This window comes from Pseudophaeobacter sp. EL27, from assembly GCF_900313025.1.
Classification (GTDB): Bacteria; Pseudomonadota; Alphaproteobacteria; order Rhodobacterales; family Rhodobacteraceae; genus Pseudophaeobacter.
Genome location: NZ_OMPQ01000005.1, coordinates 78,046 through 91,335, shown reverse-complemented (window position 1 = coordinate 91,335; position 13,290 = coordinate 78,046). Strand labels below are relative to the sequence as shown.

Annotated in this window: 12 protein-coding genes; 6 read left to right on the top strand and 6 right to left on the bottom strand. The window is 58.6% G+C overall.

The features are described 5' to 3' along the window. The first annotated feature begins 54 nt into the window (after positions 1 to 54). The 6 genes from ED661_RS03335 (at position 55) to ED661_RS03310 (ending at position 7,152) form a co-directional block, all read left to right on the top strand. On the top strand, positions 55 to 1,557 hold the full coding sequence (locus tag ED661_RS03335) for a 1-acyl-sn-glycerol-3-phosphate acyltransferase (RefSeq protein ID WP_122072535.1): 1,503 nt from the start codon (positions 55 to 57) through the stop codon (positions 1,555 to 1,557). Between the two features lie 111 nt (positions 1,558 to 1,668). Next, positions 1,669 to 2,955 (top strand): crotonyl-CoA carboxylase/reductase, encoded by a 1,287-nt coding sequence (ccrA, locus tag ED661_RS03330; protein ID WP_122072690.1) that lies wholly within the window; start codon positions 1,669 to 1,671, stop codon positions 2,953 to 2,955. Between the two features lie 332 nt (positions 2,956 to 3,287). Then, on the top strand, positions 3,288 to 4,007 hold the full coding sequence (locus ED661_RS03325; RefSeq protein WP_122072534.1) for a LuxR family transcriptional regulator: 720 nt from the start codon (positions 3,288 to 3,290) through the stop codon (positions 4,005 to 4,007). Positions 4,008 to 4,135: 128 nt separating this feature from the next. Then, positions 4,136 to 4,777, top strand: coding sequence for an acyl-homoserine-lactone synthase (locus ED661_RS03320; protein WP_122072533.1), 642 nt, complete (start codon positions 4,136 to 4,138; stop codon positions 4,775 to 4,777). An 87-nt stretch (positions 4,778 to 4,864) separates the two neighbouring features. Then, positions 4,865 to 6,403 carry an ATP-dependent RecD-like DNA helicase gene (locus ED661_RS03315; RefSeq protein ID WP_122072532.1) on the top strand — a complete coding sequence of 513 codons (1,539 nt, stop codon included), beginning with the start codon at positions 4,865 to 4,867 and terminating at the stop codon, positions 6,401 to 6,403. Beyond that, positions 6,400 to 7,152: an SDR family oxidoreductase gene (locus ED661_RS03310; RefSeq protein WP_122072531.1), complete on the top strand. Its 753-nt coding sequence runs from the start codon at positions 6,400 to 6,402 to the stop codon at positions 7,150 to 7,152. Before ED661_RS03315 ends, ED661_RS03310 begins: the two co-directional genes overlap by 4 nt. Before the next feature lie 266 nt (positions 7,153 to 7,418). Here the strand turns inward: ED661_RS03310 and ED661_RS03305 are convergent, their stop codons facing one another. The 6 genes from ED661_RS03305 to ED661_RS03280 form a co-directional block, all read right to left on the bottom strand. Then, positions 7,419 to 8,207 carry a TIGR02186 family protein gene (locus ED661_RS03305; RefSeq protein WP_122072530.1) on the bottom strand — a complete coding sequence of 263 codons (789 nt, stop codon included), beginning with the start codon at positions 8,205 to 8,207 and terminating at the stop codon, positions 7,419 to 7,421. Between the two features lie 2 nt (positions 8,208 to 8,209). Beyond that, positions 8,210 to 9,130: a sulfite exporter TauE/SafE family protein gene (locus ED661_RS03300; protein ID WP_122072529.1), complete on the bottom strand. Its 921-nt coding sequence runs from the start codon at positions 9,128 to 9,130 to the stop codon at positions 8,210 to 8,212. A 171-nt stretch (positions 9,131 to 9,301) separates the two neighbouring features. Then, positions 9,302 to 10,309: an ABC transporter permease gene (locus ED661_RS03295; RefSeq protein WP_122072528.1), complete on the bottom strand. Its 1,008-nt coding sequence runs from the start codon at positions 10,307 to 10,309 to the stop codon at positions 9,302 to 9,304. Further along, positions 10,309 to 11,403 carry an ABC transporter permease gene (locus ED661_RS03290; RefSeq protein ID WP_122072527.1) on the bottom strand — a complete coding sequence of 365 codons (1,095 nt, stop codon included), beginning with the start codon at positions 11,401 to 11,403 and terminating at the stop codon, positions 10,309 to 10,311. Before ED661_RS03290 ends, ED661_RS03295 begins: the two co-directional genes overlap by 1 nt. After that, positions 11,404 to 12,933, bottom strand: coding sequence for an ABC transporter ATP-binding protein (locus ED661_RS03285; RefSeq protein ID WP_122072526.1), 1,530 nt, complete (start codon positions 12,931 to 12,933; stop codon positions 11,404 to 11,406). Beyond that, positions 12,930 to 13,283, bottom strand: a complete 354-nt coding sequence (locus ED661_RS03280; protein WP_122072525.1) for a nuclear transport factor 2 family protein — start codon at positions 13,281 to 13,283, stop codon at positions 12,930 to 12,932. Before ED661_RS03280 ends, ED661_RS03285 begins: the two co-directional genes overlap by 4 nt. Positions 13,284 to 13,290: the final 7 nt, after the last annotated feature.

The window sequence follows — 13,290 nt, the reverse complement described above, 5'->3', positions numbered from 1 at the left end:
GCCTTCCGGAGTAGTATGCTTTTCCTGCGCAATCTATTCCTGTAGGTTTTGCCAATGACGCGTAGTGTTGAGCTTCCTCTTTGGCTACTGGTGCTGATCCTGCTGTTTGCAGCGGTCACCTTTGCTTCGCATTTTCTGTTCCCATCGGTGCGCTGGTTCTTTCGCCGTCGGTTCGAGCGGGCCGTGGCCCGGTTGAACACGCGTCTGGAGCGACCGATTGAGCCGTTCAAGCTGACACGCCGCTACGATATGATCCAACGTCTGATCTATGATCCTGAGGTCGCACGGGCGATTGCGCGCCACGCGGCCGCGGAGGGCATCCCTGAAAACGTCGCCTTTGAGCAAGCCCGTCGCTATGCCCGCGAGATCGTGCCGAGCTTTTCTGCTTTTGCCTATTTTGGCTTTGCCATACGTGCCGCCCGCTGGCTCTCAAACGCCATCTATCGTGTGCGTCTTGGCTACCAGGACGAGGCGGCGCTGCGTCAGTTGGACCCCAATGCAACGCTGGTCTTTGTGATGAACCACCGCTCCAATATGGATTATGTCCTGGTGACCTATCTGGCGGCGCGCCGTTCGGCACTGTCCTATGCGGTGGGGGAGTGGGCGCGGGTCTGGCCACTGTCGCGGTTGATCAAGGCTATGGGCGCCTATTTTATTAGGCGAAAATCCCGAAATGACCTCTACCGGCGGGTGTTGTCGGCCTACATGCGCTTGGCCACCCAGGGCGGGGCCACGCAGGCAATGTTTCCCGAAGGAGGCCTGAGCCTGGATGGGGCTCTGGCGGAGCCAAAGCTGGGGCTGTTGAAGTACATCGTAGAGGCGGGCAGCGTTGATGCCGCGGACCCGCAGGGGCGCGATGTGGTCTTTGTTCCGGTGGCCCTGAACTATGACTGGGTTTTGGAAGATACCATCCTGACATCTGCGGCCCGCGCGGGTGAGCGCCGGTTTAAGGCCCGAATCGGTGTCATCATGGCGCGCATCCTGCGTCAGCTCTGGTTGTGGATGGCAGGCAGGTATCACCGTTTTGGCTATGCTGCGGTGAATTTTGGCGCTCCGTTAAGCCTGCGTGAGTTTGCAAAGGGACAGCAGGAAAACGGCGGTTTGGATCTACGGGATACAGCGTCACGCGAGCCAGCGGGTGGTCCGACCCTCGCTCTGACAACCGCGCTTGCGACTGAGTTGATGTCACGGATTGGGGTGGCTGTGCCGGTGCTGCCGGTTCCACTGGCGGCTTGGCTGCTGCTGCGTCACGGCGCCATGCGGGTGGAAGCGCTAGACCAGCATATGGCGGCAATGCGCAAACAGATGCCATCAATTGTCGTTCATCATCACAGCGCCAGTCTGGCGACCGCAGCAGAAGAGGCGCGGCGCATTTTGGTGATGCGCGGGCTGGTGACGCAGAAGGAGGAGCTGCTGGTGCCAGTGCAGGCCAAGCTGGAGCTGCTAGGCTACTATGCCAACTCAGTAGCGCATTTGCTTTCGGAGGGGCCTCTGGGTCTTGGAGCTACAGATGATGCTGCGACTGCATCGGAAATTTCTGCGCCTGCGAAGTCATAAAATTACAAAATGACCTCATGAGGGGTTGCAATGTTACCCGGCTGTTTTTATCCATCAGGGAGCAGCCGCGATTCTGCATCGCAGCAACGACCTTTGAAAGAGGAGGCCACCATGGCTTTGGACACACAAACTGGACCGCTGTCTTACGAAGCTCCCGAAAAGGACCTTTACGAGGTCGGTGAAATGCCCCCAATGGGCTATGTTCCCAAAAACATGTACGCTTGGACCATCCGCAAGGAACGCCACGGTGAACCTGACAGCGCGATGCTGCAGGAGGTGGTTGAGGTTCCTGAGCTGGACAGCCACGATGTGCTGGTTCTGGTGATGGCGGCTGGCGTCAACTACAACGGCGTTTGGGCCTCCCTGGGTAAACCAATCTCGCCGTTTGATGGTCACAAGGCCCCTTATCACATTGCTGGTTCCGATGCCTCGGGCATCGTTTGGGCCGTAGGTGACAAGGTCAAGCGTTGGAAAGTCGGTGATGAGGTTGTCATTCACTGCAACCAGGATGATGGCGACGATGAGGAGTGCAACGGTGGCGATCCGATGTATTCTCCCAGCCAGCGGATCTGGGGCTATGAGACTCCTGATGGGTCTTTTGCCCAGTTCACCAATGTCCAGGCTCAGCAGCTGATGCCACGCCCCAAGCACCTGTCTTGGGAAGAAAGCGCCTGCTACACGCTGACACTGGCGACCGCTTACCGGATGCTGTTCGGCCATGAGCCTCACGACCTGAAACCTGGCCAGAATGTTCTGGTTTGGGGCGCTTCGGGTGGTCTGGGCTCCTATGCGATCCAGCTGATCAACACCGCCGGTGCCAATGCCATTGGGGTGATCTCGGACGAGAGCAAGCGTGACTTTGTCATGGGGCTGGGCGCCAAGGGCGTGCTGAACCGCAAAGATTTCAATTGCTGGGGACAGATGCCCACAGTGAACACGCCGGAATATGCCGCATGGTTCAAAGAGGCGCGCAAATTCGGCGCCGCCATCTGGGAAATCACCGGCAAGGGCAACAATGTCGACATGGTGTTTGAACACCCTGGCGAGGCGACCTTCCCGGTTTCGACCTTCGTTTGCAAAAAGGGCGGCATGGTTGTGATCTGCGCTGGTACTTCCGGTTTCAACCTGACCTTCGACGTGCGCTACATGTGGATGCACCAGAAGCGTCTGCAGGGCTCGCATTTTGCCCACCTGAAGCAGGCTGCTGCTGCGAACAAGCTGATGGTTGAGCGGCGCCTTGACCCCTGCATGTCCGAGGTCTTCTCCTGGGCGGATCTGCCTGATGCGCATATGAAAATGCTGCGCAACGAGCACAAGCCAGGCAATATGTCGGTTCTGGTTCAGGCCCCTAAAACCGGGCTGCGCACCCTGGAAGATGTGCTCGAAGCGGGCAAGTAAGCCAAAAGCCTCGGGCGAATTAGCCCGATCAAGACATCAGCCGGGCATCGCGGTCCTCTTTGCGGGGAAAGCGGTGCCCGGTTTTTTCCAGTAGCTGATTCTAATCTGCGCGGAGCTTTGGGGAGGCAATTTCGCCGTTCTACCTGCTGCTAGTTAAATGCTGAATTTGATATGCAACTTTAATTTGATCTCGAGCGTTTTGCGCACGAAATGCGGTTTAGTGCCAACGATTTCGTTGACCTGCGTCGCATAAGTGAAGAGAAAGGTGCTGAAATTGGGAGGGGGCTCCACATCGTGCTTTTGGCGCGGGGGGTGGGGTGAGATATGGAATTATGGCGACCAAGGCGGAGCTGGACAAGATACTGACGGCATTGGATGCCACACAGACCCTCGAGGGGCTGCAGAGTATCATTGACTCTATCTGCAGGGTGTTTGCCATCGACCATGCGATGTACCATTGGGTGGATAGTGCAGGCGATCATTACTATTTTGGCACCTATTCCGATGCCTGGACCCAGCTGTATCAAGAAAAGAATTACACGCGGATCGATCCGGTTGTTTCGGGCTGCTATCAGCGTTTTCACCCGGTGGATTGGCGCCGCCTTGACTGGTCAACCAAACCCGCGCGCGAATTCTTTGACGCCGCGATGGAGCATGGGGTTGGCAATCAGGGGTATTCGATTCCCATTCGTGGTCCAAATGGTCAGTTCGCCTTGTTCTCGGTAAGCCATCACTGCGACGATGCAGCCTGGGACAAATTCACCGAACATAACAGCCGGGATTTGATCCTGATCGGGCATTACTTCAACCGCAAGGCGCTGGAGTTTGAACCGGACCGCGCACCAGAACAGGCGCAGCCCTTATCCCCGCGCGAGTTGGATGCGCTGACCCTCTTGGGTATCGGATATAGCCGGGCACAGGTGGCCCAAACCCTGTCGATTTCTGAGCACACCCTGCGGGTCTATATCGAAAGTGCCCGGTATAAGCTCGGTGCGCTGAACACCACCCATGCCATTGCACGTGCAGTGAGCTGTGGCATGGTAATTATCTAACGTCTAATTTCAAATACTTGCACTTAGCGGCGTTCACTATTCCCCTTTAGCGGTTCCTTGAACCTTGGGGGGACTCGCTTCGAGGGCGTAGGCTTCCCCTGTATTTCTAGCAAAAGGGGACAACTGAAATGCTACGTTATGTCTATGCACGCGACTTGAATACCCATGCTGATCTTGCCCATTCGATGTTTGTGGATCGGGCTGATCAGTTCCAAACCCGGCTGGGCTGGGATGTGCAGGTGGATCACAGGGGCGAGGAGCGCGATCAGTATGACGCGTTGAATCCGCTCTATGTGATCTGGGAAATGCCCGACGGCAGCCATGGCGGCTCGATGCGGTTTTTGCCAACAACCGGGCCGGTAATGGTGAATGACATCTTTGATAACCTGACCGGCGGCAATCCGATTTCCAGCCCATTGATTTGGGAATGTACCCGCTTCTGTCTGTCGCGTGATGCCTCGGGCAATGTAGCCGGTGCTTTGACGCTTGCGGGGCTGGAGATCATGCGAAACCTTTCTGTTCCTCATTTTGCCGGGGTGTTTGATCGGCGCATGGTGCGGATCTATCGCAGTCTTGGCTTTAGTCCCGAGATTATCAGCTCTGCTGGAGAAGGTCGGGATCGGATCAGTCTGGGCCTCTGGGAATATGACGTGCAGGCCTATCTCCGAGTGGCGCAACGGGCGGGAATAACGCCGGAAATGTCACAAGAGTGGTTTGATCGCTCCTTTGGTGGCATCACCCGGGATGCGCCGATGCGCATGACCGGCTGACCGAGGGGGCAATTTGTGCAAGTGAAGTTTACGCCTTGGGGGCCGGTTGCGCTGGTGTCGCCGGCCCCATCGGGATAGGGTCGCGCCATGACAGATGTGACCGTAAAATTCTCCGATGATCAGGCCGTGGCCTTTGACAGTGTCTCCGCTTTGCTGCGCCAGGCCGGGGTCGATATGGATGATGGTCTGCTGCAACCCCCGATGGGGGAATCCGGCGTGATGGCAGTGATCGGCAAGGCGGGTTCTGGTAAGACGCTTTTGTTGGCAGAACTGTACAAGACGCTGGAAAAGGCCGGGGTCGAGGTGGTTTCGGGCGATTATGAAAGTCGCAAGAAGACCGGGCGGCGGAGTCTAGCGATCCTGGCGCCAACCAATAAGGCAGCCAGTGTCCTGCGGCTGCGCGGTGTTCCGGCCACCACCATTCACCGCATTCTTTACACGCCGGTTTATGACCCGGAATATGAACGTATCGCCGAGTGGCTGACGGGCAATGGCGAACAGCCCGAGATTGAAGGCCTGACCGAAGAGGCTCTGGCGCGGGCTGCGGCCTTCTATGAAAAAAACAAATCTATCCCCGGGGCGCTTGCCGTGGCCGGGCTGCGGGGCTCCGACTTTATCACCGGTTGGAAGCGGCGCGAAGATCCACTGGATATCGGCTTTGTTGATGAAGCCTCGATGCTGGATGACCGCCAGTTCGAGGATCTGAAAGAGATCTTTCCCAATCTGATTCTTTTTGGCGATCCGGCGCAGCTGGCGCCGGTCAACCAGTCGGGCTCGATGGTGTTTGAGACCCTGCCAGAGCCGCGTCAACTGGTGCTGCACCGGGTTCACCGCCAGGATGCGGATAACCCGATCCTGGATCTGGCCCATGCTCTGGCGGATCCGGCACTTGGATTTGAAGAGTTTGAACGGATGATCGAAGAGACCGCGCGGCGGGATGAACGTGTGGTTTGGGGGCAGCGGGTTGAGGTCGACCTGATGGCGCGCAGCCCGGTTCTGGTCTGGCGCAATGCCACCCGAATCCGGCTGATCAATGCCTTTCGTCAGGTGCATGGCGCGCCGGAAGATGCATTGGCTGAGGGCGAGCCTTTGATCTGCGACGGGATCGAGCTGCCGATGAAGCATCGCAAGAAACGTCTGGACCTGGAGGCGCGCGGGCTGATCAAGGGCGCCCAGGTGGTCTATCTGGGGCCGGGACGTAAGCCGGGGTTTTCGCGTCTGCATGTGATGGGGGCCGAAGATCCGCAGGTCTCGGCGGCCTCGATCGTGAAGATTGAAAAACCGGACGAGGAAGAGCCCTTCATTCCCTATGCCGCCCGGATGGGGGCCACCTTCCTGCACGGGGCGGCGGTGACGATCCACAAGGCGCAGGGGAGCCAATGGGATACCACCCAGGTCTTTGCGCCGGATATCTATGCCGCTGCCCGTATGGGGCGGGTAGAGGCGGGGCAGCCCTTGTGGAAACGTCTGGCCTATGTGGCCATCACCCGCGCCCAGGAGCGGCTGATCTGGGTGGTGCGCAACCGCTTGGCCAAGCCAACGGGTCCCCTGCAGGTGGATGATCTGAAAGCTGCTCCAGCGGCAGCACTGACCCTGGAAATGCAAGAGGAGGCGCCGCTGTTATGAGCAGTACGCAACGCGCAAAAACGATCCTGATCACCGGAGCAAGCTCTGGTATTGGCAGGGCAGTGGCTGAGCTGTGTCTGTCAAAGGGCTGGCAGGTTGGGCTGTTGGCGCGCCGCTATGAGGCCCTGGAAGAGGTGGCCATGGGCCATGACAATGCAACCATACTACCTGCAGATGTCACCGATGCCACGGCAGTGGATCACGCGGTCAATCAATTTGTTATGGCCAGGGGGCGGTTGGATGTCCTCTTCAATAATGCCGGGATTTTTACCCCCAGCGGCACCATCGACGAAATCTCCCTTGAGGACTGGTACGCTTCGGTCAATGTGAACCTCAATGGCATGTTTCTGGCTGCACGGGCGAGCTTTCGTCAGATGCGCCGTCAATCGCCGCAGGGTGGGCGTATCATCAACAATGGATCGATTGCGGCACATGTGCCGCGACCGGGATCCGCGCCTTATTCCGCGACCAAGGCAGCCATTTCCGGCCTCACCCGCAGCCTGTCGCTGGATGGGCGGGCCTTTGATATCGCCTGTGGGCAGATTGATATCGGCAATGCCGAAACGCCGATGGTTGCGGATCTCAAAGCACGTCAGGCTGAGGCCGCGCCTGAGGCGGCACAGATGCCGAGTTTTGCGGTGGAAGATGCCGCGAGATCGGTGCTGCATATGGCGGAACTGCCGCCGGAGGCCAATGTGCAGTTCATGACGGTTATGGCCACCAAGATGCCCTATATCGGCCGCGGCTGAAGGGTCTTCCCGGCCTTGCCAAGGGAGGGGCTCCCGCCCGGATGTGCTGCGCTGGCGCGCCGCAAATCCCGTTGGGCCGGGCGCCGCGCTGACGCGCGGCGCAACAGGAAGATCTGCTGAGAGGTTCTGATCTGGCGATCTGCCCGATCAGAACCTGTTCCAGTCTATTTGGTTTGCTCAGGCCTCAAGGGTGAACCGCGCCTGCGCGCGGCCGCTAAGCGGCCCTTGACCCCAGTTCAAACAGGAGAAGGCCAGGTCAGAGGCTGCTAGTTGTTGCGGAGCAGGCGGAAAGCGGCAGAGGCACTCCAGCCGGCGGCGATGGCAATGGCCAGGGACATCAGCCCGTAAAGAAAGGGCTGTTCGCGCGACAGGCTGTAGAGAAACCTCTCGAGGCCAACCTTGCGAACATCGATATCGGTCTCAAAACTGGAGACAACCTTGCCGGCACGGGTGAGAAAGATCCGGGCGGTGTAATGCCCTTCGGTCAGATCGGCAGGCATATCGATGGCGCTGCGGAACAGAGTCTGCTGGTCTACGGCGACGGTGTTCTCGCGCAGCGAATAGAGCCCCTCATTCTCGCGGATGCGCACAACCGCATCAGCAAAGTCTTGGGCGTTTGTGATGTTCATCGCGGCCCCAACCGAACGGATGGCGCGGGCAATGGAGATGCGATAGCGCAGGTCCTCGGTATCCGAGATCACCTCCTGAAAGGGGGCGCTGGTGGCGATGGCATAAAAACTGGGCGCGGAATCCACCAGTACGCTGTCGGTATTGACCCAGATGCCCATCCGTTTTGCCTTGCGTCGGACGGTTACCGGGGAGTTTGGTCCAGAGACTGCGACGATGACCTCAAGGGGCGGGCCCTGCGGTATCGGGGCCTCGCGTTTCACGGCGCCAAAAATCAGGATCTCTGAGCCATCAAAATCTGCGGTAATGGCAACGCGGTCCTGGCTGAGACCCAGGACCACCTCTTCTTCGACGGCAAGGCCGGCAGAGGGCAGGCCAGCAAGCAGACACAGGACCAATGCGGCTGCGCGTAGGAGTGGGATAGACATGATCAATGCCCTCCTGCTGCGCCAAGGGAGTAAAGCTCATTTGGCATCAGTAGCAGATCAAGCCCCAGTTTGACACAGACCAGCATGACCATCAGTGCGAGCAGAATGCGTAGCTGCTCGGCCTTGAGGTAGACACCAATCCGGGTACCGATCTGGGCGCCGATGACGCCGCCAACCAGCAGCAGAACCGCAAGCACGATGTCCACGGTATAGTTGGTGGTGGCATGCAGCATGGTGGTAAAGGCAGTGACCAAAATGATCTGAAACAGCGAGGTGCCAACAACCACCTTTGTCGGCATGCCGAGGATATAGATCATTGCCGGCACCATGATAAAGCCGCCTCCGACCCCCATGATCGCAGCGAGAATGCCTACGGCGATGCCAACCATGATGGGCGGGATCACCGAAATATAGAGCCCCGAGGTGCGAAAGCGCATCTTGAAAGGCAGCGCATGGACCCAGCCACGCTGACGCCGCGGCGCAGGGGCGCCACCAGTGCGCTTGGATTTGAAGATGGCATTGAGGCTCTCGATGAACATCAAGGTGCCAACGACACCCAGAAAAACAACGTAACAAAGGGTTACCAGCAAATCGACCTGACCGAGGCTTTTGAGATAGTTGAACACCACCACGCCAAGCGCAGCCCCGATCAACCCGCCGACTTGCAGCACCATGCCCATCTTGATGTCGACTGTGCGCCTTCGGAAATGCGCCAGGACACCGGAAAAGGAGGAGGCGACAATCTGGTTGGCTTCGGTCGCAACGGCCACAACAGGCGGAATACCGATAAAGAACAACAAGGGCGTCATCAGGAAGCCGCCGCCAACCCCGAACATGCCGGACAGGATACCGACAATTCCTCCGAGGCCTAACAAGAGGAAGGCGTTGACCGATACTTCGGCGATGGGGAGATAGACTTGCATAATTCCGTTAGAGCGTAGCGTAACAAGAAAATCAACTCACTATGCCGCTCTGCAGCAGGCAGGACTGATTTGAATTTAGAAACTGGACCTATTTCCCAGTAATAGAGCACCGAAACACGCCAAAGGCCCGCGTCTTGAGGACACGGGCCTTTGGGCGAAGTCATTTTTGGCTTAGCGCTCTTTTACATAGGGCTCGCCGCCGGCGCGTGGCGGGATTGCCTTGCCGACAAAACCGGCGAGGATCACCACGGTCAGGATATAGGGCAGGGCATCCATGACCTGCACCGGCACCACGATGGGGCCTAGCTCAATATTCTGGAACCGCAAAGCAACCGCTTGCAGCAGGCCAAAAAGCAGGCAGGCTCCCATGGCTTGCCAGGGCCGCCATTTGGCAAAGATCAGCGCTGCAAGTGCGATAAAGCCCCGCCCGGCGGTCATGTCTTTGACAAAACCGGCTTGCAGGGCAGTGGCCAGATAGGCGCCGGCGATGCCACAGAGCAGCCCGCAGATGGCAACGGCGGCAAAGCGCAGCCCGACCACAGAAACCCCCGCCGTGTCCACCGCTGCCGGGTTTTCACCCACGGCGCGCAGACGCAGACCAAACCGGGTGCGATAGAGCAGCCACCAGGTAGCGGGAACCGCCAGAAAAGCGAGGTAAACCAGGATGGAATGGCCCGAAATCAGCTCTGAATAGACCTGTTGTACCGGGTTTGCATCCTTCATCAGCTGCGACACCGGCACGCCTGCAGCCTCGGCATCCTGCGAGCCAATGGCAAAGGGCCATTCCAGTCCTTCAAAGCGCCCGCCGCTGAGCAATGAAGGCGTGCGACCGCCCTGTTTGAACCAATCCTGCGCGATCAGCACGGTCAGCCCGGCAGCAAGGAAGTTGATGGCCACGCCAGAGATCAGCTGGTTGCCCCGAAAGGTGATTGAGGCCACGCCGTGCAGCGCTGCAAGAACCAGTGAAGAGACGATGCCCGCCAGAAGTCCCAGCCAGACATTGCCGGTGCTGGCGGCAATTGCTGCTGAGAAAAAGGCAGCCATCAGCATCTTGCCTTCAAGACCGATGTCAAAAATCCCGGCGCGTTCCGAATAGAGACCAGCCAGGCAGGCTAGTAGCAGCGGCGTTGCCAGACGTACGGAGCTATCCAAAATCTGGATCAGAGTGAGAAAATCCATCAGTTTGCCTCCCGGCGGAAGGCGAGGAAGATCTTCTCAAGCGGGATCCGCACCATATTGTCCAGTGCGCCAGTAAAGAGGATCACCAGCGCCTGAATCACCACGATGAGCTCACGCGGGATCTTGGTCCAAAGCGCCAGTTCAGCGCCACCCTGGTAGAGAAAACCAAACAGGATTGCGGCCAGAAAGACGCCAAAGGGATGGTTGCGGCCCATCAGGGCCACAGCGATGCCAATAAAGCCCGCGCCTTCGGTGGCGTTCAGCACCAGGCGCTCGGCCTCGCCCATCACGTTATTGATCGCCATGATCCCGGCCAGAGCGCCGGAAATCATCATGGCAATGATGGTGATCTTCACCGGCGAGATCCCGGCATAGCGGGCTCCGGCTTCTGATTTGCCAAAGCTGCGGATCTCAAACCCCAACGAGGTCCGCCAGATCAGCAACCAGACCGCCAGACAGGCAAAAATCGCCACCAGCAGGCTGACATTGGCGGGGGCGGATTTGGAAAAGGCGATCCCCAGCGGCGCCAGCAATTCATGTAGCGAAGGCAGATGAACCGTGTCGCTGAACCGGGCAGAGGCCGGATCCATCGAACTGGCAGGTTTGAGCACATTGACCAGCACATAGTTCAGCACCGCCGCGGCAATGAAGTTGAACATGATGGTGGTGATGACAATATGGCTGCCACGTTTTGCTTGCAGATAGGCCGGAATGGCCGCCCAGGCAGCGCCAAACAGACCGGCACCAAGTGTGGCAAAGAGCAGGGCCAGGGTCCAATGTGGCCAGGGAATGAACAGGCAGATCACCGCGACCCCCAGGCCGCCCAGCATGGCCTGACCTTCACCACCGATGTTGAACAAACCCGCATGGGCGGCAACCGCCACCGCGAGGCCGGTGAACATGAAGTTGGTGGCGTAATAGAGCGTATAGCCCCAGCCATAGCTGGAGCCGAGCGCGCCATCCACCATGAGTTTCACGGCGGCAACCGGGTCTTCGCCAATGGCAAGGATCACCAGCGCTGAGAGGCCCGCGGCCAGTGCCAGGCTGATCAGAGGGATCAGGACAACATCGGCCCATTTTGGCATTTTTTCCATCTACGCGGCCTCCCCCGCGATGCCGGCCATCAATAGGCCCAGCTCTTTTTCATCTGTTTGATCCACGCTGCGTTCGCCCATGATCATGCCGTCAAACATCACAGCTACGCGGTCTGCCAGCGACAGGATCTCTTCCAGCTCGACCGAGACCAGCAGGATGGCTTTGCCCTGATCACGCAGATCAACAATTTGTTTGTGGATGAATTCGATCGCGCCAATATCAACACCTCGGGTGGGTTGGCCGATCAACAAAAGCTCCGGGTTGCGTTCGATCTCGCGGGCCACCACGATTTTCTGCTGATTGCCACCAGAGAAGTTTTTGGCCGCCAGCCAGGGATCTGGTGGCCGGACATCGAATTTTGCCATCTTGGCCTCGGTATCGGCGCGGATGGCTGCGTTGTCCATCAACAGCCCGCGTTGGTATTCGGGCGCGTGGTGATAGCCAAAGGCGGTGTTTTCCCAGGCGTGGAAATCCATGATCAGACCTTCGCGCTGGCGGTCCTCGGGCACATGGGCCACATGGGCTGCACGCCGGGCGCGCGCATCGGAGCCGGCACCGTGCAGAGGCAGGTCATGACCATTCAACCGGATGACACCCTCGCCGCTGCGCATGCCGCCCAACACCTCCAGGAGCTCTGACTGGCCGTTGCCCGCAACGCCGGCAATACCGAGGATCTCTCCGGCGCGGACCGTGAGGTCGATGCTTTTGACCCGTTCAACACCGGCCTCATCCACGACGCGCAGTTTTTCGATTTCCAGCACTGGCTTACCTGGCTTGGCAGGTACTTTATCCACCTGTAGCAAGACCTTGCGCCCCACCATCAGCTCCGCCAGATGTTCAGGGCTGGTCTCGGTGGTTTTGACCGTGGCGGTCATCTGGCCGCGCCGCATCACCGAGACCGTGTCGGTGGCCTCCATGATCTCGCGCAGTTTATGGGTGATCAGGATGATGGTTTTGCCCTCGGCACGCAGCCGGTCCAGAATGCGGAACAGCTGATCCGCCTCCGCCGGGGTCAGCACGCCCGTCGGCTCATCCAGGATCAGGATATCGGCCTGACGATAGAGCGCCTTGAGGATCTCAACCCGCTGCTGCATGCCAACGCCGATCTCATCAATGCGCTTGTCCGGGTCGACGTTCAGCTCATATTCGGCGGCAAGCTGCTTCAGGGTCTTGCGGGCCTTGGACAGCGAGGGCTTTAGAAGGCCGCCGTCCTCAGCACCGAGGATGATGTTTTCCAGCACGGTGAAATTCTCCACCAGTTTGAAATGCTGAAACACCATGCCGATTCCGGCCGCGATGGCGGCCTGGCTGTCGGGGATCTCCGTCTGTTTGCCGTTGATCCAGATCTCACCCTTATCGGCTTTGTAAAAGCCGTAGAGGATGCTCATCAGGGTGGATTTTCCAGCGCCATTTTCACCAATGATACCATGGATGGTTCCGGGGGCGACGCTGATCGAGATGTCTTTGTTTGCTTGAACGGGACCAAAGGATTTTGAAATGCCTTTGAGTTCAATGGCGGGGGCGGTCAATCGGGCTCTCCCATGCCTGAAAATCCGATCACACGCTGTAGCCTGCCCTCTGACATATCCGCAAAATACTGCCCGCGCATCATACGTTGACCGTCCTTTGTAAAATCAACAGTGGCGCGCAGATGCCCGTGGTGTTCGCTGACCGCGACCACCTCAGCCCTGGCACCGGGCATCATCGCGCCAAACTGGGCGATATAGTCCAGATAGGCAGCACGACCCCGGATCGGGTCTGGCGCGTTGGGATCGGAATAGTAAAAGTCGGGCCCGATGGCTGCATCTGTTTTGGCTGCGCGGCTCTCGGGCGATGGGTCGCCCCAGGCCGAGAACAGGGTATCAATACACGTTGTCATGGCCTGG